The organism is Rothia uropygialis (assembly GCF_004137765.1).
GTDB lineage: Bacteria > Actinomycetota > Actinomycetes > Actinomycetales > Micrococcaceae > Rothia.
Genome location: NZ_NOIS01000003.1, coordinates 483,376 through 505,429 on the forward strand (window position 1 = coordinate 483,376; position 22,054 = coordinate 505,429).

The window sequence follows — 22,054 nt, forward strand, 5'->3', positions numbered from 1 at the left end:
ATGGCCGAGATGGAGAATTTCGACCTCTCACATGTGGGAGCCGTCGAACTGTTGACCCCCAAATTCGAGGAGAGCCTCTGGTTCTTCCGGGATCTGCTGGCGATGCGCGTGATCGCTCGCGTCGATGATTCCGCGTATCTGAGGTGTTGGGACGAGTACGAGAACTACACGATCAAGCTCACCGCGTCCAGCACGAACGGTGTCGGCAGGACCCTCTACAGGGCTTCGAGCCCAGAAGCGCTCGAACGTCGCGTCGCTGCGATCGAAGCCACGGGTTTGGGACACGGGTGGAAGGAGCCCGAGGTCGGTGTGGGGCGTTCCTACGAATTCGAGGATCCGGACGGGCACCTCATGGCCATTTACTACGAGACCGAGCACTATGTTCCGGACCTTGAGGACCATCCGGCGCTCAAGAACCAGGCTTCCGCCTTCCCGGGTCGAGGAGTCAACGCACGGCGTCTGGACCACATCAACTATCTCGCCAGTGACGTCAATGCCGCAGGGGAATTCTGGCGCGACGTCATGAAGGCCCGTGAGTCCGAGAGAGTTCGGTTGGATTCCGGCGGATACGGTGCTTGGTGGTTCAGATTCCATCAGAAGTCCTATGACGTGGTCTACTCCGATGACTGGACGGGTGAGCGCGGTCGATTCCACCACCTTGCCTTCTCCCCGGATACCCGCGAGGACATTCTGAAAGCCGCGGACATCTTCCTGGAGAACGGCATCTTCATTGAGTACGGGCCGTACAAGCATGCCATCAACCAGACGTTTTTCCTGTACGTGTGGGAGCCCGGCGGCAACCGCATCGAATTGGCCAACGCCGGAGCGCGTCTGATTCTCGACCCCGACTGGCCGGTTGTCGAGTGGACGGAAGCCGAACGGGCCAAGGGCCAAGCATGGGGTATGAAGACCGTGCCTACTTTCCACACTCACGGAACCCCCTATGTCGAGAACCAGGAACAGATCGACCGCGAAGCAATGGAAGGCATCAAGCACGAAGAGGTCAAGGAGGTCTATACGGACTGACCACGGTACGGTGCCGAGGAAGAAAGACCGTGGCGAGCCTGGCTTGCATCTTGTTAAGCGATTCGATGAGGGCTGGAATTGCAGCGGGAGTAGCCTGGAACACGACCATGTGAGTCGTCGATCATAAAAACCGGCGGCTTATATGGTGTTCCTCCGCCGACGAAAGGAATTTCGCCACATCATGTCTTCCTTGTCCGAACAGATCGCCGCCATCATCGCGAGCAACGAAGCCGAGATCATCTCTCTGCGCAGGGAACTGCACCAGATCCCCGAACCCGGTCTCCACTTGCCGCAGACCAACACCCGGGTTCGCCAGGAATTCGAGTCGCTGGGAATGGAAATCACGGACGCCCGCGAGGTTTCCGGTTTCACGGCGGTTCTGCGGGGTGGAGCGGGAGCCAAGACGCCGCTCGAGAAACGACCGATCGTGTTGCTGCGCGCCGACATGGATGCTCTTCCCGTCGCCGAGGAGACGGGTCTGACCTGGGCTTCGACCAATGGAGCCATGCACGGTTGCGGGCACGATATGCATATGGCCGGCATCATCGGTGCTGCCCGGGCATTGCACGCCGTCCGGGAGGAGCTTGCCGGCGACGTCGTCTTCTTCCTTCAACCCGGCGAAGAAGGGTGGGACGGCGCGCAATATCTGATCGACGAAGGGCTCCTCGAATCGGCAGGGCGCCTGCCGGATCACGCATATGGTTTGCACGTGTGGTCCGCGCAATATGCGCAGGGAACCATCACCTCCAAACCGGGAGCCCTGATGGCCTCCTCGGACACGATCATTGTTCGTGTGCACGGAGTGGGCGGGCACGGCTCCGCACCTCACAAGGCATTGGACCCGGTCCCGGTGGCCGCGGAGATGGTGACTCAGTCCCACGTTCTGGTCACCCGGGAGTTCGACGTTTTCAATCCGGTGGTCGTGACCTGCGGAAGCCTGGTCGGAGGCTCGGCGGCCAACGTGATTCCGGATCACGCAACCGCAAAATTCACGTTGCGGGCCTTCGACACCGCAACTCGTGAGCGCCTCCTGCAGAATCTCGTCCGGCTCTTCGAGGGCATCGTATCTGCCCACGGAACCACGTGCGAGATTGAGACCAAGAAGCTGTACCCGGTCACAACCAACCACGACGAAGAGACCGACTTTCTCTCGAAGGTCACCGAGGACGCCTTCCCCGGCCGGTGGGCAGAACTGGAGAAACCGGTCGGCGCCGCGGAGGATTTCTCCAAGATTCTCGAACGCATCCCGGGCACTTTTGCTTTCGTGGCGGCCGTCGATCCGGACAAAGATCCGGAAACCGCCGCATTCAATCACTCACCCCACGCAACCTATGACGATTCGGTACTGAACGCCTGCTCGCGCTTGCTCGCGGAGTTGGCCATCCGGCGTCTGAACTCCTGAGCACGCGTACTCCGTACGTCAGACACCGCGAAAGGACGACCATGAGTTCTCCGAGCACGGCGACCGCGCCCCCTCCGAGCCGGCAGTCGCATGCAAAAACCCTGTTGGGCACCGGAATCGGCAATGCCCTGGAATGGTTCGACTGGAATATTTACGCGAGTTTCGCGGTATATTTCTCTACCCAAGTTTTCAACGACGAAAATCCTCAATCCGCTTTCCTCGAAACCATGGCCGTGTTCGCGGTCGGGTTCGTTGCCCGTCCGTTCGGCGGGTTTCTCTTCGGGTTCCTGGGGGATCGATGGGGGCGCAAGCGCTCGCTGACTCTGGCCGTGGTGAGCGCGTCGGTCGGTTCCCTGATCGTGGCGGTCTGTCCCACCTATGATCAGGTGGGATGGCTCGCTTCCGCTCTGTTACTCATCGGACGTCTCATCCAGGGACTCTCACACGGCGGCGAGCTGCCCGCCGCCCAAACTTACCTTTCAGAACATGCACCGCGCGAAAAGCGCGGACTGTTCGCCAGCTCGATATACGTGACCGGAACCCTTGGTCTGATTTGCGGTCTGGTGCTCGGTCTTATCCTGCAGGGTCTCTTGACCGAAGACCAGATGGGCGCCTGGGGTTGGCGCGTGCCTTTCCTGGTCGGTGCGTTGCTCGGCATCGTCGCCATTTGGATCCGCTCTTCGATGGAGGAATCCGAGCTGTTCACCGAGCACATGGAAGCCGTGAAACAGCACGAGGTCAAGAAGGAGAACATCCTGATTGCCGTGCTGAAGAACTGGCGAACCGGGCTACAAGTGATCCTGATGACCGGTGGGCTGACGATTGCCTACTATGTATGGTCGGTCTCGATGGCTTCCCTTGCCACCACGACCTTCAACTACGATTCGAAAACCGCGTTCACCGCGTCCCTGATCGGAAACGTGGTGTTCATTATTGTTCTGCCGATATGGGGCGCGTTGTCAGACAGGATCGGACGGAAACCGTGCATTCTGATCGCGATGATCGGGAGCATGGTTCTGTGCATTCCGATGATCGCCCTGGCTTCCGGCGGTGAAGCCTGGCAGCTGATTCTTGCCATCAGCATCCAGCTGATTTTGTTGGCGGGGTTCCTGAGCCATGCTCCTGCGACGTACGCGGAAATGTTCTCCACAGACCAGCGTACGGCCGGGTTCGGCGTACCTTACTCGATTGCGATCGCAGTCTTTGGGGGCACCGCCGGTTACGTGCTCACCTGGTTGGGGGACCCGTACAAGTTCGCGATCTACTCGATGGTCTTCCTTCTCATTTCCGCTCTGACGGTTCTGACCCTGCCCGAAACCAAAGGCAAGGACCTGCGGTAAGAGTGCTTCCGGGCGGCTTCATGTCCGTGCGCGGGTGAGGGCCTGCGGGCATTGGCATATTCTGTGGGCCCTATTCGCGCCGGTCGTCTGCGGTGACCCAGACCGGGAACGGGTCCGGCATGTACCTCCAGGTCTCCGGGTCGCTCAGTAGTTCGCGGTCGTTGAGGGTTGCCTCGTCCAGTGCTCGCGTAAGGGCTGTGGGCTGGAGGTCGATCCCAGTCAGGACGATGTCTTGCCCGAAACTCAGCGGTTCGGTGAAGGTATCGGTGTCACGGGCGAGCGGTTCGATGGACATGACTGCGCCGGTTTGGCTCCAGTGAGCCGTGATTCCTTGGCGTGTTGCGAGACGGCAGAATCCGCAGGAACGGACCACGATTCCGCTCTCTCCCGGCTCGATGTGCTCGTCCAGAACCTGCTTCAGACGTATCGGATGGAACGGGCGCGGGTTGCTGTAGCGCATCGAGGCGACTCGCGGATTACGATGACGGGAAGCGTGCTGGCCGTTCAGGTGAGCGACCCAGCCCGGTCGAATATGGATGTCCGATTGCTGATCGGGTAGAGAGTTTTCTCCCTTGGCATCAGTGCGGGCAAGTTCTCGCATCCACTGTTCGTCCCCCTGGAGTACGACGCGGGCGAGCGGGCTCAATTCACCGATGACGGCCTTGATCAGAGAAAGCTCTTCCGGGGGAAGCCTCTGCCAATTCACGATGAGTGCCGTGGAGCAATACTCGATGTGCTGCGAAGCGAGGAGTGCTCTGGCCGTCATGGCCGTGAAGGCCGTGCCGTGGTGCATCTCGAGATGTTCGACTTGGTCCGAACGATTGAGCTCACCGAAGAAATGAGTTGCGTCGAGAACGCACACCACGCCGCCCAAACGGGTGGGCTCCTCGGGATCGACGAGTGAACCGATGATGTCCTGAATCGGAGCCTGGATCGGGTATTCCACCACGACTTCGCTCGAAAGGGTCCATGGGATCACAGAAGTGGCTTCCCGGACGGGGTCCATCGCAACACCCAAGCGTTTGGCATGGATGAGCTCCTGTCCTGTCTCGTGGGCGAGGTATTGCGCATGGAGACGCCGTTCTGGCTCGCATGTTCCGATGACGGCGATCACGGTGGTCGTATCCATGTGTTGCTCCTTCTGCTCGGTGATGCCGAAACGCAATCTTTGGTCCTTCCAGGTTTCCCTACTGTACTATCTTTATGAGAATCATTTGCATAAAGGAGGAATATGAAGGTCAGGGCATCGTTGCGATCGTTGAAGAATCAGCCGGGAGCGCAGGTCGTCAAGCGCAAGGGGAGGATCTACGTCATCAACAAGCAGAATCCCCGGATGAAGGGCCGCCAAAAATAGGTCCGACTCTCGTACTCACACGTCGAAAGGGCCCCGGTTCGAACTCAGAACCGGGGCCCTTTCGGGATACGGGCTATGGAGAGCCCCGCCAGTGGTGGGACTCGGCCGACGTGTGTGCGAAGCTCGCTTGAAGCGGTCAGTCCTGAATTGCAGATCGGGGCTGAGGATTCTAGGAGGAGCAGCAATGGCCAACACCTTGATCACCGGGGCCTCATCAGGCATCGGCGCGGAACTAGCCGAACGATTCGCTAACCGAGGCGATGACCTCATCTTGGTTGCCCGACGTCGCGATCGTCTTCGAGCGCTCGCGGACGAGATCCAGCACAAGCACGGGGTCGACGTCGAGGTTCTCGAAATGGATCTCTCCGAGCCCTATGCCGCCCATGAGCTCTGGGGACAACTCGAATCTCGGCAGATCGATACCGTGGTCAACAACGCGGGATTCGGTCTCAACGGTGACATCGTCGACGTCGACGCCGAGGTCCTGGACCAGATGGTGCGGCTGAACTGCCTCACCGTAGTGGGTCTTACCTCCCGATTCGTGAAGCCAATGGTGGCCCGGGGGTGTGGCACGATCATCAATATCGCCTCGACCGCCTCATACCAGCCGGTTCCTCACCTGGCGGTTTATGCGGCGTCTAAAGCGCTTGTCCTTTCCCTGACCGAAGCGCTTTGGGCCGAGGTGAAGTCCAGCGGCGTTCGCGTCCTGGCCGCATGCCCTGGGCCGACCGAAACGGAATTCTTCGACCACGCGGGTCGGGCTGCTTCCGTCGGACGGATGCGGACCACCGGGCAACTTGCCGACGGCCTCATGTCCGCCCTGGACCGGAACGCGCCGAGCTTCATCGATGGACTGACCAACCGCGTGATCGCCCAAGGCGCCGCGTTCCTGCCGAAAAAGCTGGTCCTCAGAATCGCCGGTGCCGCCATCAGATAACAGGCGGGGGCGGACTGACGGAGAACTCCTGGACAGTTCTCGGGCGAGAAGAGCAGTCTGGAGGTCATGGACGAAGAACGTGGCGACGGCTGCGCAACAGTCCTGGGCAAATCGGCCCCGGAAGCGTAACTCGATCAGGAGAAATATCCGTGAAAACTCTCATCAGCTCCGTCAGCGTCTTCAATGGCGAAATTCTCCTGGAGGGTCGGCACGATGTTGTTTTCGACGAGTCGGGGATCCTGTCCATTGAGCCTGCAGGCTCACTGGGTGCTGTCTCGGCGGATGACACTGTGGATGGTACCGGGCGCGCCCTCCTGCCCGGTTTCATCGACTCCCACGTGCACATCACCGACCCGAACCAGCTCGACGACCTCCTCGAATTCGGAATTACCACGGCAATGGACATGGCCATGTGGCCGTACGAATTCCAGCAGCAGGTCCGCCGCGAAGGTCACGGGAGCAACATCCTCACCGCGGGTGCGCCTCTCGTGTCTCATCACGGAACGCATGCGCGCATCCCGAATTTCCCCGAAGAATCCATGACGGATGACGCGCACCGGGCACGTGACCTCGTGAAAGAGCGTGTGGATCAGGGAAGCGATTACATCAAGCTGATTCTCGAGAGTCCGGGAAATGGCGGGTTGGACCTCGACGTCGCCCAGGCCGCAGTCGATGAGGCTCATCGAGCAGGAAAACTCGTGATCGCTCATGCCATCGCGGTGGGTGCATATCAGACCGGAGTCCGGATTGGCGTCGACGTCCTGACCCACGCGCCACTCGATCGGAGCTTGCCCCCGACTCTGCTTGCCGAAATGGTGCAGAAGGGCATTGTCTCTTCACCGACGCTGACAATGATGAAAGGAACCGCAGAATTCTTCGCGGACCACGGTCTCGAATACAGGTGGGCGACAGGGGCGGTATCCGATATGCGCGAGGCAGGGGCGATCCTTCTGGCGGGGACGGACGCGAACCAAGCACCTGGTGTGCCCGCGAACGTCGTTCACGGAACCTCACTTCACGAAGAGCTCCATCTCTTGAACCAGGCCGGTCTCTCTCCGGTGGAAGTACTCCAGAGCGCGACGAGTCTCAACGCCCGGACGTTCCAACTCGACGACCGGGGCATCGTCGAACCAGGGAAGCGGGCTGATCTGGTGCTCGTGACGGGGGATCCGACACGCGAGGTCACGGCGACCAGAGAGATCCAACGGGTCTGGCTCGGCGGCCGGAGCATAGAAGGAGTGAAATAACCATGCGGAGTTTCCGCGGCGGTGGGGACGAGGCCCCAAGCTGAAATGATCGCCTTGGGGCCTCGTCCTACCGAGACGGACGGATTCAGGGTCAGGCTCCGGCCCGTACCAGATCATGGTGATCGACGGTGCTGTGGGGCCGCGCAGCGGGGACCGAATCATTCGCTCCCTCGTCGAGCTCCTCCTGTGAGGCGGTCGGCTCAACCGGAGGTTCACCGAGGTTCTCCTTGGCTGCCTCTCTCGCCCGTTCGTGCTCCAAATTGCCGAAGTCGTGTTCGGTGCGCGGCGGTTTGAGGCTGTCGATGAGGAATACCAAGGCCAGAGAGACCAACCCCCAAATGCCCAGGACCTGCAGATGCTGGCCTACGACGTCGCCGTCGAAGTACAGGATCGACCGGATCGTCTCCACCGCCGCGGGCATCGGCAGGAAGTCGTGGAGGGTCGCGAAGAACTTCGGGATCATGAACTCGGAGATCGCGCCGTTGGAGGACGGAACACCGGCAAACATGAGGGTTCCGATCACGGGAATGATGGCAAACATTCCGATGAGTCTCTCGAAGACCATGGCGAACATGGCGATGCAGAATATCGAGATGATTCCCGATCCCCATAGTTGCGCGAAATGCCCCTGGACTGCGCCCGTGATCGGTCCCGCGATGAGGGAAACCACGAAGCCCATGAAGGCTGCGTAGACGATGGTCAGAGGGATCATCCTCTTGAGCGGTCGACTCCAAGGGTTCGCGTTCGCTCCGACGATGACGACCATGAACCCCGCGAGGATCCATCCCATGGCGATGTACAAGACGGACACACCGTTCTTGTCGCGATCTGGCAAGGGGGCAACGTCGTCGACGTTGAGCTTCATATCCTGAGCCGAAGCGACCCGGCCAAAGGTTTGGTTCACGACTTGGAAGGCACTGTTATTGGCCGCCTGATTACCGATCAGTTTGAATTCGGGATCTTGCTGCGACGGCAGCACGAAGGCGGCGACCTCGTCGCGATCCTGTACGAGGGCACGCGCGTCGTCGCTGTCGGTCATCGCCGTGAAGTCGAACATGTCCCCCGTGTTCTGCTTGAGGGTGGAGGCGGTCTGCTCCGCTTGTTCGGCAGTCGAACCGACGACGGCGACCGGCATGTCCTTGGGCGTCGGTGAATGCATTGCTCCGAGCATGAAGGTGATCATCATGGTCACCATGGCGAGAGGGAAGATCGCGAGCGAGACGTAGCGGATGAATTTCGAGTCAGGGCGTCGGCCGCCGTGGATCGACGGGATGTTCACGCTGAGAGGTTCGGGATTCGGGTTCTTCTTGTGCTGAAGGTAGTCGTAGCCCTTGGTCAGGAGCAGGCCGACGACCGCGCCGATCGCCAACACGAGAAGGTGGCCGGCCACTGAATTGCCCTCGAAGTAGAGCACCGAACGCAAGGATTCGCCGATGGCCGGCATCGGCAAGAACTCGTGCGTAAACCGGAAGAACCTTGGCATCGTATATACCGGCATGGCCATGTTAGACGAGGGCATGCCGAGAACCATGAGGAACAGGATTCCGAAGATCACGCCCATGGCCCCGACGATTCTGGTGATGAACAACTGCACCGAGGCGATCGCAAATACGCCCAACCAAGCTATGCCAAGTATCGCGGCGGCATGTTCCGGAGCGATGATGTCGAGGACCGGGCCGGTCACAAGCCAAACCAAACCGGCGATCACGGCCGCCCAGGCTCCGAGGACCGGGACCACGCGCCTGAATTTCAGCAATTCCGGCGAGTTGGACCTCAGCACGCTGAACGGAAGGTATCCGGCCATCACGATCGCGGTCATGAGGAACATAGCCGCGAGACCGGCGGGGTCGTTATTCGGCAGAGGCGCGAGGTCTTCGGTCTTGAGGCTCAGGCCCGCGCTGTCGATGGCGGGTGTGACCAGGCTGGTGGTGAGCGTGGCTTGTTGGGCACCTGCACCACCGGCCGTGTACAAAGTTGCTTGGTTGCCGTCGACGACGACCGCGGCCGAAGCATCGCGTTCGTAGACCTGCTTGCGTGCGTCGTGGGCGCTGTTCGCGGTTTTGACGTCGAGGGCGTCCGGCTCCGAAGAGTCGAGGGCGGACTTGAGGCCTTCGGTTTGCGACGAGGAACCCGCCACGACGACGGGCATGTCCTTAGGCGTAGGGGAATGCATGGTGCCGAGGTAGCTGGTGATCATCATGCCCACGAAGATGAGCGGCATGACGAAAATTGCAACGGTGCGCCCGACCAGCTCCGCCTTGGCCCGTTTGGCCTCGGCTTGCTCCTCGGCAGATTCGGGTTCCGATTCCGCGTCCTTGGAACTTCTGATCTTCTGCACCTCTCGATGCTTCGGTGGATACGAGGTGCTCACTTTTCAGCCTCCTGATGGTTCGGAAGTCGAGCGATCTCCGTTGGCCACTGATCTCAACTGATTCAATCTAAGACACGTGACTTACAATTGTGAAATCGGCCCCGATTTGCCATGGTGATGAGGTCGGTTGCGAAGGGAAGTTGAGGGGCATGGCAAGGTACAGCGATCGGGCGAGGCAGTGCCTGCTCGATTCCGCGGAAGAGCTCTTCGCGATCCATGGGATCGACGCGGTTTCGAACCGTCGCATCGTCGAGCACGCCGGGGCCGCCAATCACTCGGCGATTTCCTACCACTTCGGCGGTAGAGACGGGCTGTTGCGTGCCCTGTTGGAACGACATGCCGAAGCCATGGGGCGACGGCGCAAGGAGCTTCTCGCGGCCCTGGGGCCTTCGCCGAGCGTGCATGACATTATCCGTGCGCGCCTGGTGCCGCTCTTCGAATTGCTGGACAGTCTTCCCCGACCGAGTTGGCGCGCCCAATTCCTGTCCCAGGTACAGTCCGTTCCCTCGGCGGTGGACATTGTGACGAAGGTGGCCAGAGACACCGGCGTCCCTGAGGACGTGAAATTTGTGCAACGGAAAGTCGAAGGCATCTCCGACGGCGTGCTGCAGGGACGGTCGTACCTCATGGCACATCTTGTGATTCGCGTATGCGCGGAGCAAGAGGAACTCATGAACAAAGGCGAACACCGAGGAAACTGGATGCAGGTCGGCCGATTTCTGATCGATGCTGCGGCCGGAATGCTCGCGGCCCCGGTCTCGGATCCCGAAGGAGAGCTCGGGGCCGGAACTCTGCCGTTTCTCTGACCGACACGGTATTTGATGTGGTCAGGTGTGCCTTCGGCCGGTTCCCTCTCGGACCTGTTTCCGGTTCGGTATTTCACGGTGTCGGGTGACGTAATATAGATCACCTGTGATCGAAGCTACCATCCAGAAAGACGGGGCATGAGCGAGAACTCAACGACAGCGTCATCCGCCAACGGTTCGGGGGAAACTCTTGCCCGGGGGCTCAAGAACCGGCACCTCCAGCTCATCGCAATCGGCGGAGCCATCGGAACCGGCCTGTTCTACGGATCGGGCAAGCTCACCAACCTCGTCGGACCCGGTTTGCTCGTGGTCTACGCACTCATCGGCTTCGTTCTGTTCTTCGTCATGCGTGCCCTCGGTGAGTTGCTGCTGTCGAACCTCAACTACAAGACCTTCGGGGACATCGCCAAGGACAACATCGGGCCCTGGGCGGGGTTCATGGTTTCGTGGAATTACTGGTTTTCCTGGGTCGTCGGCTGCGTCGCGGACTTGGTCGCCATCACCGCGTACGTCCAGTACTTCTGGCCCGAGGTTCCCGTGTGGCTGCCTGCTCTGATGACGGCCATCGGCCTGATCGTTTTGAACCTCCAACCGGTCAAAGCCTTCGGGGAAACCGAGTTCTGGTTCGCCATCATCAAGATCGTTGCGATTCTGGCTCTGATCTTCGTGGGAATCGTCCTGGTTCTGACCGGCTACGAGAACGGTGACGGAACTCGAGCCGCGGTGTCCAACCTGTGGACGCACGGCGGGTTCTTCCCGACGGGCATCACCGGATTCTTCTTGGGCTTCCAACTGGCCATTTTCTCATTCATCGGCTTGGAGCTCGTGGGCACCACTGCGGCGGAGACGGAGAACCCGCACCGCAATCTTCCCAGGGCCATCAACTCGATCCTCTTGCGCATCCTGATCTTCTACATCGGGTCTCTTGCCGTGGTCATGATGGTCACGCCGTGGGATCACATCGATCCCGAGCAGAGCCCTTTCACCACGATGTTCGGCAACGCCGGTTTTGCCGGGGCTGCTCTGGTTGTCAACCTGGTCGTGTTGACCTCGGCGGCCTCGAGCGCCAACTCCGGTGTCTATTCCGCAACCCGCATGGCCTTCGGCCTGTCCAAGGATGGCCACGCTCCCCAGGCGCTGAACTATACGACGCGGCGAGGCGTACCCATGAAGGCGGTCTTCTTCACCACGGTCTTCCTGTTCGCCGCGGTCCCGCTCCTGCTGGGTGGTGATGCCCTGACGCAGGCCTTCACGATTGTCAGTTCGATTTGTTCGGCGGACATCCTGTTCACGTGGGGATCCATTGTGGTCAGTTACATCCTGTACTACCGCAGGCACCCCGATCGGCATGAGGCGTCGGGTTTCCGGATGCCGTTGCCCAGACTCGCCCCCTGGGTGGTGCTCGCATTCTTCGTTTTCATCGCCGTCACTTTGACGCTGAGCGAGGATACCCGCATTGCCGCGATTCTCAGCCCGTTCTGGTTCCTGTTGCTCGCGCTGTTGTGGCAGGTGGTCAAGCGCCGCCTGCAGAAGCAGCATCGACCGCTGACCTCGGAGATTCCCCTGGTCTCTCCGCGCCAGATCCGCCAACAGTTCGACGATGCAGGCGAGAAATAGGCGCCGGTTCAGAGGACACCCTCACGCGGTCGTCCTTGGGGTGTCACTATCGCTCGGCACGTCAGTGAGGCTCAAACGCACCCCTGAACGGGGCAGCAGAAGCACGATCGATATCGTTCCATGACGACGGCACATGAACCGCTTCGAAGGCCCGGACGACATGGCTAAACTGGGGTCCTGATCGCCACCTGACCCAGAACCCGCCCAGGAGCCCAGGACCGCATGACCTCTCACCGCATCGGACGCCGGGTATTCGATTTCGAACGACAGGTCGCGGTGATGGCGGTGGTCAATCGAACTCCGGATTCCTTCTACGATCACGGCGCAACCTATGATGTCGAGGCGGCTGTGTCCTCGGCATTGCGGGCCGCGGAGATGGGCGCCGATTGGGTCGATATCGGCGGCGTCCCGTTCGGGCGGGGCCCGGCGGTAGACGCAGCTGAGGAGCTTGACCGTATTTTGCCGGTGGTCCACAGCGTTGCGGCCGCGAGCGACGTCGTCGTTTCGGTCGACACATATCGCGCCGAGGTCGCGAGGGCCGCGGTCGAGGCAGGGGCGTCGGTGATCAACGACACCAGCGGGTTTGCCGACCCCGAGATGGCGTCGGCCATTGCGGATACTGGTGCGCACGTCGTCGTGACCCACAGCGCCGGGAAGCCGCGCGAGGAAAAGCCAGCGGCGGCCTACTCCGACGTCGTGAGGGAGGTCCGCGAATTCCTCGCCGAACGCGTGGATCGGGCGGTGGACGCTGGGGTGCCGCGTGAGAAGATCATTATCGATCCGGGGCACGACTTGGATAAGAACACTCTCCATACGCTCGAGATCACGCGGAGGCTCGACGAGCTCGCCTCGCTCGGTCTGCCGTTGCTGGCCGCGGTGTCGAACAAGGATTTCATCGGGGAGAGCCTTGATCGGGCGCAGGGCGAGCGAGTCTCCGGTTCGATCGCAGCAATGATGGCTTGTCTCGAACGTGGGGCGCGGATTGTCCGGATGCACGACGTCGCCGCGGCCGTAGACGCGGCCCGCATGTACGAGGCGATTCGCGGTTGGCGGGCACCCGTGCGCGTCGAGCACAACGCCTGGCCAGAAGGAAATGTATGAGCATGGATCAGATCTTCCCGACCCCGATCGAGTCACTGACCGACGAGCAGATCCTCTCCGTCTACTCACCCGGAAGCGGGCACGACGGCGCGTGGTTGCGCATGAACTTCGTCGCGAGTCTGGACGGCGCGGTCGCGGTCAACGGGGTCTCGGGAAGCCTCGGAGGCCCTGGCGATTCCCGCGTCTTCGATCTTCTTCGGTACCTCGCGGACGTGGTGCTGGTGGGAGCGGGAACCGTCCGTACCGAAGGCTACGGTGCGATGGTTCTTCCGGAGAAAGCCGCCGCCTGGCGAAAGGCCCACGGGCTCTCCGCGCAACCCGTATTCGCCCTCGTCAGCGGGTCCGCGGCACTGTCGCCGGACTCCGGGGTGTTCACCGAAGCACCGGTGCGGCCCATCGTGTACGTTTCTGCGCAGGCCGACGCAGCCCACCGCGACGCGCTCGCGGACGTGGCGGACGTCGTCATCTCCTCCGCCGACGGGGGGTTCTCTGTGGACCCGAACGCAGTCCGGGCTGACCTGGTTGCGCGAGGTCTGCATCGTATTCACAGTGAAGGCGGGCCGGAACTGTTCGGATCCTTTCTTCAGGCCGGGGCGGTGGACGAATTGTGTCTGACGATCGCCCCGAAGCTCCTCGCCGGAACGGCCAGGCGCATAGCCGCATCCGCGGAATTCGCACCGACGCACCTCTCACTGGCTTCGATCCTGCGTTCAGGGGATGAGCTGCTGCTGAGGTATATACGCAATTGACTCTCCCGGCACCAGGGGTGGAAGGATTCGAGCGCCCGAAGTCCTCGGCAATTCGCAGCCCCACGTCCACCTGGGCCGAGGCACCGGCTTTAACGAGTGACCGTGAACGGCAGGACCAGCCGGGACGGATGATCCCAGTCCCGATAGACCTTATGGGTCACTGGGCGTCCCACCGGTAAATGGAAAGCATCCGGTGGTAACAGCGCGTTGTGCTCATCGGCCAGTGGCTCGGCGTTGGACAATTCTGCGGTCAGACGGTGACCCGGAAGGAAAGAGTGCGCAAAGGGGTACAAGCGAACGGCGTATTCCTCGATTTTGCCCGGTTCCACCGGAACTTCGCGAGTGTGCGGATGTACGGGCGAGCCCTCCGTACTCTGTGACCGATCCAGTTCGCGATGGGACGCCTTCAGATAACCCGTTGTGATGAGTTGTCTCTTGCCCGAAGGGGGTGTGTCCCACAGCCGAAGAATGAAATTGGTGTCCGGTTGGTCGATTTCCACAAACAGGTATGCCGCCCCGGCTCCCATCATCTCCGTGGCTTCGGCGAAGGGTTCGGTGTTCCACGAGAGTATCTCTATCGTGTCCGTAACCGTTAGTGGGGGCTGAAAGAAGCCATCCATGTGCGCGTGCTCCACGCCCATCGGTTCGCGGTCGCTGGTCAGTTTTCCCCGCGGTCGCAGGTAGAGTGCGCGATGTACGACTTCGTGCGGGGGCCATTGCTGACCTGTCACCGTCTCGTGGGACCCTTCAACCGCAACCGTCACCGCCGGTTCGTCCATGACACCATTGTTGATTCCTTTGAGCCAGTAGTCATACCAGTGGAACATTTTCTCGTGTTCCTCGACGAAGGGTCGGGATTGCATCGGCGGGTAGGGCCCGATATCCAATTTCTTCGGTCCTTGGATCTTCTCGAAGACCTCGATCGTCGAGTCCAGCGTCCAGCCTCGACCCTGGTCCAGCTGTAACCACACGGGGATGTCGATGTTCGGTGCAAGGGCAACGGGATTGCGCTCTTCGTACCAGGGGCCATCGAGGTGATTCATCACGATGTCGAACCACGCCTCGTGGTGCTTGGGGTAGTTCAGTAGATGCACCAGATTGGGCCAAGCGGTAATATCTGGGTCCTTGAGTCGTTCCGCGACTTTGGCTTGGATTTCTTTAGGCGAGAATTCCTCGAGCATGCGGGACTTGATGCGATCGGTAAAAGCCCAGCCCGAGTCGCCACCGCGACCTTCTCGAGCAGCGCGGGGCATGAACCACATGATTCCGCCGTGATACGTGGTCTCGTAGAAGTCGTAATGGCCACCGGAGACGAAGATAGCTTTGAGGTGGGGCGGACGTTCTGCCGCGGCAAGTACCTGCATCGAGCCGAAATAGGAGATACCGACCATGCCTACATTTCCATCACACCATGGCTGGTCGGCGACCCACTCGATGAAGTCGTAAGCATCCTTTCCAAGAGAGACTCCACCCGCGTTGTAATTGCCGATGTGCTCGCCCTCGGCTGTGCCGGAACCGCGCAGATCGCCAATGACGTGCGCGTAGTCCTCCTTGACGATGCGGGCTATGTCTCCGGCCTCGATGCACCCGTCCCACAATGGGCTTGGGCGTCGTTGCGGAGGGGTAGTCAGCGCCAGGGCCTGAAGTTCCTTGCCGTATGGGCTGAGAGCAACGAGGGCTGGGCGCGGCTTGGACTCCGCGCCCTCATAAAGATCCGCCGTGAGGTTTACTCCGTCTCTCATGGGAACCGTGAGGTCCTTATGGATGCGTATGTTCTCTCCGGCCACAGTCCAATTGTGCGTCTCTTGCATGGTTCCTCGTTCCCTTGTGTGATCCTCCGCCGTGAAAGCAGGGTGTCATTATCTAAATAATATTATTATAATAAACCTATATCCATCAATGACTTCGACCGTTCCGGGGCGTGAGAAAGTTGCGGAAGGCTTGGTCAGTTCAGGAGTATCCGCATGGAAGAACCAGTCAAAATTTATCCGATCGTCTCCCCGTGGGGGCGTTTTGGCCTTTACAGCTACTTCATCGACGCCCCTGAACCCGCAATCGTAGACACCGGGGTGGCGGCTTCACCTCGGGATGGTTTGGTGCCAAACCTCGAAGATCTCGGGCGCAGTATTGAAGACGTACGTTGGATCCTGCTGACACACGGTCATGTCGATCACCTCGGTGGTGCGGCGGCCCTCCGGGAAATGACGAGAAACCGGGCGAAGATTGTCCTCCACAGAGCAGATGTGCCCTTGTTGCGCTCGAGGGAAGCACATATTCAGCAGTACATCGACGTGCGCCAACAGTACCTTGATGACCCCGATGGTGTTGAGGAGCAAAGGTCGATGATGGATCGTGCGATTTCCGGCGAGATCGAGCCGGACCTCTCAGTCGAAGGTGGCGAGACCATCAGTTTGGGCGATGTCGAGGTTACGGTCTATTCGATCCCGGGCCACACTGCAGGGTCGGTAGCTTACGTCGTCGAGGATTCCACTGCAGTATTCGTGGGGGACGCTGTTCAAGTTCACGGAGCCGCCAACGGTTTCCCAGGGTATGAAGATCCGAATGCGTACAAGAGAAGTCTTTTGTGCCTGCGTGACGACATCAGACCGAGGACCTTGTACCTCGGTCACCCCTACAGGACCGCGGGTGGTATCCCTTATGACATGGAGCTTGACGCCAACCAGGCCGCCCACGCTATTCAGGAAAGCCTCGAGATCGAGGCGGGCGTGCGCAAGGCCGTCCGTCAATACCTCGAGGGTGGGCTCGTCCAGACGGACTCGCCCTATTCGCCGTTCGAGCCCGTCGCACGTCAACTCGGCTATACCGGTGATCCTGCCCTGGAACCCTCCCCGTTCTTCACCACGATGGACGGATACCGCCGCACATACGAGTCAGGTGAGCTGTAGGTGCTATCCGCTTCGGAGCATGCGCAGTGGCTGAGCTCTCTGACTCGTTGCGGAGGCGCTAGGGCAACGTGTCATCCCTCTGTCAAGAAAGCGGCCGTCTCCTCGAATGCTCGGTAGAACTCCGGAATCCACGAGAAGTTTTGGACAAATCCGTGGTTGGCCCGCTCATATCGCGTCAGCTGTGTTCTGACACCCGCCTCCTGCAATCGACTGGCATACAATTCTCCCTCGTCTCGCAACGGATCGTATTGTGCCGTGAGCACGAGCGCCGGTGGGAGGTCTGTCAGGTCCTCGCGCTTGATCGGAGAGACCAAAGGGTCCGCGGGGTCAGCGCCCGACTCGACATAGTGAGCATTGAACGGCTTCAGGCCGGCCGTCTCCAATCCATATCCTTGTTCGTTCTCCTTCAAAGAAGCGTATCGATTGACGTCGAAATCCAGGTCGAGCGATGGGTAGTAGAGCACCTGGTGGGTGATCTTGTCGAAACCGTCATCCTGGGCTCTCGCGGCGACGGCGGCCACGAAGTTTCCGCCCGAGCTGTCGCCAGCAACTGCCAGATGCACTCCGTCCCACTCCAGCTGGTCCGTTCCGGCAGCCCAGCGAGTCACGGTGTAGCAGTCTTCCAGTCCCGCCGGATAAGCAGAGTCAGGCGCCAACCGATACCCTACCGAGATTACGGTCCACTCGGTCTCCTTGGCGAGGGCCCGAGCCACGTGATCGTGGGTTTCGAGACTGCCGGAGAAGAATGCGCCTCCGTGGAAATAGACCGTGAGTCCGCCCGGCCGAGCGCCAGTCCGCCTCTCTGGTTTGTATACTCGAACGGGGATATTCCGGCCGTCCTCTCCGATGACAGTCCGTTGCTCGACCTCACGGACGTGGGGGCGCTGGCCGAGAGAAGGTATCTGTTGTTTCTCCTGTTCGCGCATGAACTCCGGGTCGGGAACCTCATCGGTGGCGGCAGGGATGCTTTCGAGAATCTTTGCGATCTCTGGGTGGATGCTCATGAAAACTCCTTCGGTCCTGGCGGGGCGGTAGGTCAGACTTGAGCCGGAAAAGCGGACTCTACGGCTTTCGCGTCCCAGCCCAAGCGGGAAACGCGTTGGAGCTCGTCGGTTACTGGTTTCCGAGCCTCCTGATAGAGACGGAGGGCTTCCGGAACCGATCCTGCCTGTTCCAACGCACTGGCTATTGCCGCAGCGTCGGCGATAGCGGAATTGGCACCCTGCCCCTGATGATGCAACATCGCATGAGCTGCGTCCCCTAGCAGTGCCACCGAATCGGTGTGCCAGGAATCCAGTGAGTTGATGTCGTAGACAGACCGGCAGGTTACCGACGACATGTCCAGATCCCGGGCCACCGCCACGATTCGGCTGTCAAAGCCCTCAAGAAGCGAAACGAGTTCTTCATTGGTGACTTCCGGTTCCCAAGCCTCCTCGTTGGACTTTGCCGTGATGTCGTAGGAGAGGTCACCGCGATGGCGCAACGGCAGGTTGTACGCGATTGTTCCATTCTCACCCATGTAGAAGCGTGGGTTGTTATCCGTTACCAGGCCGTGGGCCCGGTCGATGGGGATCACGACTCGATATGCGTGTTCACCTGAATAGACCGGCGGTTCGGCGGAGAACAGCTGTTCGCGGATTCTCGAGCGAATGCCGTCAGCCCCGATCACCAGGTCAGCCGAAATCTCAGAGCCATTCTCGAAACTCACCGAGGCATGGTCGCCGTGATCGGTGATGGCGTTGGCGCGGTGGCCTATGTGGACCATTCCCTCGGGAAGTGCCCCGAGCAATACGTCAATGAAATCGCCTCGATGAATGATGCGGTTGTAGTTGATCTGCTCGTAGTCCCTGAGATGTGGCCACTCTTCTTCGGCAAGGAGGGTTTTTCCGTCCGCACTGTAGATTTCCAGGTGGTCGCTGGGGGAACTGACTTTCTCAATGCCTTCGAAGATGCCCCACTTCCGGAACAGCTCGACTGTCGGGGGCCGGAGGCCGATGCCCGCACCCACCTCGAATACGGCCTTTGCTCTTTCGTAAACCGATACTTTGGCACCTAGCCGATCCAAGGCCATGGCGGCAGACGCCCCGCCGTAACCGCCGCCGATGACGGCGATGTTCATTTCTTTCAGGTCCGAGATTTCCATGCTCTAATTGCCTTCCTCGTGCCGCACGCAGCGCTGCGGGCAGTGGTGTGTCCTGACGATGGGAGGGGGTTAGCCCGTGATGGTCAGGAAATCCGCCGGGTTCTCTCGCAGGAGAGTATCGATGGTCTCGTCGCCTACCCCCGATTTTTTGAGGTCGGGGATGAGGTCTTCGAAGAGGTAATTGACCGTATGGCCCTTGACTCCGGGCCAGCCGAGGGGACTGCAATTCGCATCGGCCGATACCAGCGTCTGGGCCAAGAAACCGTTTTTGATGAACCCCAGGAGGTGGTTCAGTCTTTCCTGACGTGGACGTGCCCAGAACGGGGGGTCGTCGAGCTCGGTTTCGTACCCGAAGGTGTCGAAGCCGACGCGGCCGCCTGACTCGGCGATCATAGTGGCTGGCGTGCTGTCCGCATTGAACCCATCGTCGACATGGCCGAAGAGCACCCGGTCCAGGCTCAGGCCTTCTTCGCGGAATATGGCGATGGCCGGCTCGGCGTCGATCGCTAGGTGGGTCAAGATGGGCACACCCGTTTGGACGGCGGCACGGGCAGCGGCCCTGTAAATTCGCTTGTCCAGATCGGTCATGCGGCCGCCCCGGCTTACGCCGACTTTGATCACCCCGGCCTTTGCACCGGTATCGCCAATACCCACGGTGATTTCGTGGAGGAACACCTCGGCAAGATACTCTACGTTAGCCTCAGCGAACCACGGCAGAGCAGTATCACCGCCCACGAATCCTGTGCACGCCACGATATTGACGCCGGTTTTGGTCGACAGGGATTTGTAGTAGTCAACGTCTCGGCCGTTGCAGATTCCCGTAACGTCCACGAAGGTGCGTCCACCGTACTCGTAGAACTTTTGGAGCTTTGGCACGGTCTCCTGGTATCGGGTTAGCGGATCCTTCCACCATCGGGTGTCGAGCTCACTGCCCGGCATTCCGTATCCGATATGTTCGTGAACGGCCACGATCCCCAGCTCTTCGGTGGGGATGGGGCCCAGGACGGTGTTTACTTTCGACAAGAATGTCACCTCGATTTCGGAGGGCCTGCGCTAGCGGGACCGAACGGCCAGCAGCTGGGCGGGATTTTCTTTGAAGAGGTTGTGTACGACGCCATCGGGCATGCCTCGGGAGGTCAGGAGGCGGGCGAAGGAGTTCGACGCGAATTCGTAGGGGATATCGCAGCCTGGCTGTCCCCTGGCTACGCCGATTGCGTTGGACGAGAGAATAATCCTGTCGCCGAATCCGGCGGTGACGAGGTGTTGCACGAGGTCGGCGCGGGCGCCGTCATCAACAAAGCGTGGATCGTTGTCGGTGCCGATGTGGTCGACGCCAATATAGGCACCGCGCTCCGCGATCCTCTTCGCATACTCCTTCTCGACCGCATCGTTGCGGTCCAATCCGCCGACCAGCACTCGATTCGCGTTCAGCCCTTCTGAGGTCAGAACCTCTAGTTCACTGAGGGGATCGGACCCGTAGCGAACGGACACTGGCACACCGGTTTCGACGCCCGCGCGGGCCGCTCCCCGGAAGAGGCTCGTCTCCGTATCGGTAATGCCTTCGGGTGCGGCGGCTACCCTCACGAGCCCGGCAGGCGCATGACGCCGGATGCGCGGGTTGACCATTCCTTCTGTAATTTCCTGCATGAAGAGTTCCGCGAATTTGTTTGCGGGCCAGGGTTTTGGCGGGTTTGTTTGTGGCGTCAAGAAGTAGCCGCCGAGAAGTCTCTGCGGGCCCAAGCCTGTGGAAGCCACGAGATGAACGCCTGTGCTGCGCGACAAGGATTCGTAGAGAGGGAGGTCCCGACCGTGGAACATGCCGGTGGAATCCACCACGGTCCCTCCGCCTGCTGATTTGAACCGTTCGAGTTTGGTTGCGATCGTCGCAAAGATTTCGGACCTCTCGATGCTGATCTCCGGCGCATACTCAGCACCCGGATAGATGGAGAGGAGTGATTCGTGGGTCGCAACGACGCCGAGATCAGTCGCCGGGACGGGACCGAGAACGGTGTTGACCGTCGCGGATTGGGGGTGGGGCTCAGTCATGTACTACCTTTCGCCGTGGCGCCGCTCGATGGGGCGGCGATCTTATGCGGTGTTCCGAGAGGCAGGATTTCAGTGTTCTGCCTGGTGGTGAGGGCTCGGAGGCGGTAGGCGAGGAGAATCCGTGAACCGGAAAGCCAAACGTCCGCCCCGTCGGCCGCAGTCCACGTTCCTCATGTGTGATGGGAGTTACTGTGACAGTAAATATACATATTATTATATTAAAGTCAAGCCGCCCTGGGTTAGCGGGCTTCATGTGCACTCAACGGTGAGTGACGAATTGGTACTTGAACTCGTCGCTTCGGTGAATCGCTCGCCGCCACCCGGCCGGCACGGCGCCCCTGGTGAAAAAGGTCGTGTCGATGACCAGAAGTGGGGAGTTCTCATGGACGCCCAGGGCAGCGGCTTGTCGCTTCGAAGCCGCGGTGGCCCATGCTTCGTGGTCGGTGCGTTCCAGCGCAATGCCGAGCTCGTCTTCGAGTAAGTCAAAGGCCGATCCGTTGGCTTCTAGCTCCGCGGTAGTAGGAGAGAATTCATGCGGCGCGTTGACGTAAACGTCCGATTCGATCAATGGTTCACCTTCCACGGTGATCAGGCGCAGGAAATGAAGCAAGGCGACGTGGTCCTCGAGCGCCAGATGCTGGCGAATCTCCATCGGAGGGACTTGTCTTCCGAGGTCAGAGACCTCGGAGGTCGCATCGAGCCCGCGTTCTCTGAGGTATTTGTGCAAATTTCCGGGCTTTATGTCAGCGGGACGATGAAGGCTGGCGCCGGGTACCGGGAAGGTGCCTCTGCCTTGTTTTCGGTAGACATACCCTTCCGTGGCGAGCTCTTTCAGCGCCTGGCGGATGGGTGCTCGGCTGACGTCGAAACGGGCCAGAAGGCGGTCCTCTGTGACGGGGGTTTCTGCGGCCAGGCGACCTTGAATGATTTCCGTGCGCAAAAGGTCCTTGATCTGGCGGTACAGGGGCACACCCGAGGTTGGGTCGAGCTCTGCAGATGGCACGGCGTT

At 60.3% G+C, this 22,054-nt stretch carries 19 protein-coding genes; 11 read left to right on the top strand and 8 right to left on the bottom strand.

Annotated features, from left to right (window positions below; translation table 11 throughout):
• From EWV35_RS08950 to EWV35_RS08960, 3 genes are all read left to right on the top strand, one after another.
• Complete coding sequence (locus tag EWV35_RS08950; protein ID WP_129660737.1) at window positions 1-1,026, top strand: VOC family protein; 1,026 nt, start codon at window positions 1-3, stop codon at window positions 1,024-1,026.
• A 181-nt stretch (window positions 1,027-1,207) separates the two neighbouring features.
• The gene (locus EWV35_RS08955; RefSeq protein ID WP_129660740.1) at window positions 1,208-2,428 is read left to right on the top strand and encodes a M20 metallopeptidase family protein; all 1,221 of its coding nucleotides are present in this window, start codon (window positions 1,208-1,210) and stop codon (window positions 2,426-2,428) included.
• Window positions 2,429-2,469: 41 nt separating this feature from the next.
• A complete protein-coding gene (locus EWV35_RS08960; protein WP_129660744.1) occupies window positions 2,470-3,768 on the top strand; it encodes an MFS transporter in 1,299 nt (432 codons plus the stop codon).
• Window positions 3,769-3,838: 70 nt separating this feature from the next.
• Here the strand turns inward: EWV35_RS08960 and EWV35_RS08965 are convergent, their stop codons facing one another.
• Window positions 3,839-4,897, bottom strand: a complete 1,059-nt coding sequence (locus EWV35_RS08965; protein WP_129660747.1) for a GTP-binding protein — start codon at window positions 4,895-4,897, stop codon at window positions 3,839-3,841.
• A gap of 102 nt (window positions 4,898-4,999) precedes the next feature.
• Between EWV35_RS08965 and ykgO the strand changes: the two genes are divergently transcribed.
• The 3 genes from ykgO (at window position 5,000) to EWV35_RS08980 (ending at window position 7,306) form a co-directional block, all read left to right on the top strand.
• Window positions 5,000-5,122: a type B 50S ribosomal protein L36 gene (ykgO, locus tag EWV35_RS08970; protein ID WP_129316372.1), complete on the top strand. Its 123-nt coding sequence runs from the start codon at window positions 5,000-5,002 to the stop codon at window positions 5,120-5,122.
• Window positions 5,123-5,306: 184 nt separating this feature from the next.
• Complete coding sequence (locus tag EWV35_RS08975) at window positions 5,307-6,059, top strand: SDR family NAD(P)-dependent oxidoreductase (RefSeq protein ID WP_129660750.1); 753 nt, start codon at window positions 5,307-5,309, stop codon at window positions 6,057-6,059.
• 149 nt (window positions 6,060-6,208) lie between these two features.
• A complete protein-coding gene (locus EWV35_RS08980) occupies window positions 6,209-7,306 on the top strand; it encodes an amidohydrolase family protein (protein ID WP_165168470.1) in 1,098 nt (365 codons plus the stop codon).
• 91 nt (window positions 7,307-7,397) lie between these two features.
• On the opposite strand, the gene EWV35_RS08985 is transcribed toward EWV35_RS08980, so the two are convergent.
• The gene (locus tag EWV35_RS08985; protein ID WP_165168472.1) at window positions 7,398-9,677 is read right to left on the bottom strand and encodes an ABC transporter permease; all 2,280 of its coding nucleotides are present in this window, start codon (window positions 9,675-9,677) and stop codon (window positions 7,398-7,400) included.
• A 149-nt stretch (window positions 9,678-9,826) separates the two neighbouring features.
• Here EWV35_RS08985 and EWV35_RS08990 point away from each other — a divergent pair, with 149 nt between their 5' ends.
• The 4 genes from EWV35_RS08990 to EWV35_RS09005 all read left to right on the top strand — a co-directional run bounded on the left by EWV35_RS08990 (window position 9,827) and on the right by EWV35_RS09005 (window position 13,950).
• Window positions 9,827-10,483, top strand: a complete 657-nt coding sequence (locus EWV35_RS08990) for a TetR/AcrR family transcriptional regulator (protein ID WP_129660756.1) — start codon at window positions 9,827-9,829, stop codon at window positions 10,481-10,483.
• 138 nt (window positions 10,484-10,621) lie between these two features.
• Window positions 10,622-12,100, top strand: a complete 1,479-nt coding sequence (locus EWV35_RS08995) for an amino acid permease (protein WP_129660759.1) — start codon at window positions 10,622-10,624, stop codon at window positions 12,098-12,100.
• A 222-nt stretch (window positions 12,101-12,322) separates the two neighbouring features.
• Entirely contained in the window at window positions 12,323-13,201 is an 879-nt protein-coding gene (gene folP / locus EWV35_RS09000) for a dihydropteroate synthase (RefSeq protein WP_129660762.1), read from the top strand.
• Complete coding sequence (locus EWV35_RS09005; protein ID WP_238654331.1) at window positions 13,198-13,950, top strand: pyrimidine reductase family protein; 753 nt, start codon at window positions 13,198-13,200, stop codon at window positions 13,948-13,950. The genes folP and EWV35_RS09005 overlap by 4 nt, the downstream gene beginning before the upstream one ends.
• Window positions 13,951-14,039: 89 nt before the next feature.
• Here the strand turns inward: EWV35_RS09005 and EWV35_RS09010 are convergent, their stop codons facing one another.
• Entirely contained in the window at window positions 14,040-15,761 is a 1,722-nt protein-coding gene (locus EWV35_RS09010; protein WP_129660765.1) for a CocE/NonD family hydrolase, read from the bottom strand.
• 153 nt (window positions 15,762-15,914) lie between these two features.
• On the opposite strand from EWV35_RS09010, the gene EWV35_RS09015 reads away from it, so the two are divergent.
• Entirely contained in the window at window positions 15,915-16,856 is a 942-nt protein-coding gene (locus EWV35_RS09015; protein ID WP_129660768.1) for an MBL fold metallo-hydrolase, read from the top strand.
• A gap of 71 nt (window positions 16,857-16,927) precedes the next feature.
• Here the strand turns inward: EWV35_RS09015 and EWV35_RS09020 are convergent, their stop codons facing one another.
• From EWV35_RS09020 to EWV35_RS09040, 5 genes are all read right to left on the bottom strand, one after another.
• On the bottom strand, window positions 16,928-17,860 hold the full coding sequence (locus tag EWV35_RS09020) for an alpha/beta hydrolase (protein ID WP_129660771.1): 933 nt from the start codon (window positions 17,858-17,860) through the stop codon (window positions 16,928-16,930).
• 32 nt (window positions 17,861-17,892) lie between these two features.
• Window positions 17,893-18,999, bottom strand: coding sequence for an FAD-dependent monooxygenase (locus EWV35_RS09025; protein ID WP_129660774.1), 1,107 nt, complete (start codon window positions 18,997-18,999; stop codon window positions 17,893-17,895).
• 69 nt (window positions 19,000-19,068) lie between these two features.
• Window positions 19,069-20,022: a phosphotriesterase family protein gene (locus EWV35_RS09030; protein ID WP_129660777.1), complete on the bottom strand. Its 954-nt coding sequence runs from the start codon at window positions 20,020-20,022 to the stop codon at window positions 19,069-19,071.
• Between the two features lie 30 nt (window positions 20,023-20,052).
• The gene (locus EWV35_RS09035; RefSeq protein WP_129660780.1) at window positions 20,053-21,045 is read right to left on the bottom strand and encodes a phosphotriesterase family protein; all 993 of its coding nucleotides are present in this window, start codon (window positions 21,043-21,045) and stop codon (window positions 20,053-20,055) included.
• A 259-nt stretch (window positions 21,046-21,304) separates the two neighbouring features.
• Window positions 21,305-22,048 (bottom strand): GntR family transcriptional regulator, encoded by a 744-nt coding sequence (locus EWV35_RS09040; protein ID WP_129660783.1) that lies wholly within the window; start codon window positions 22,046-22,048, stop codon window positions 21,305-21,307.
• Window positions 22,049-22,054: the final 6 nt, after the last annotated feature.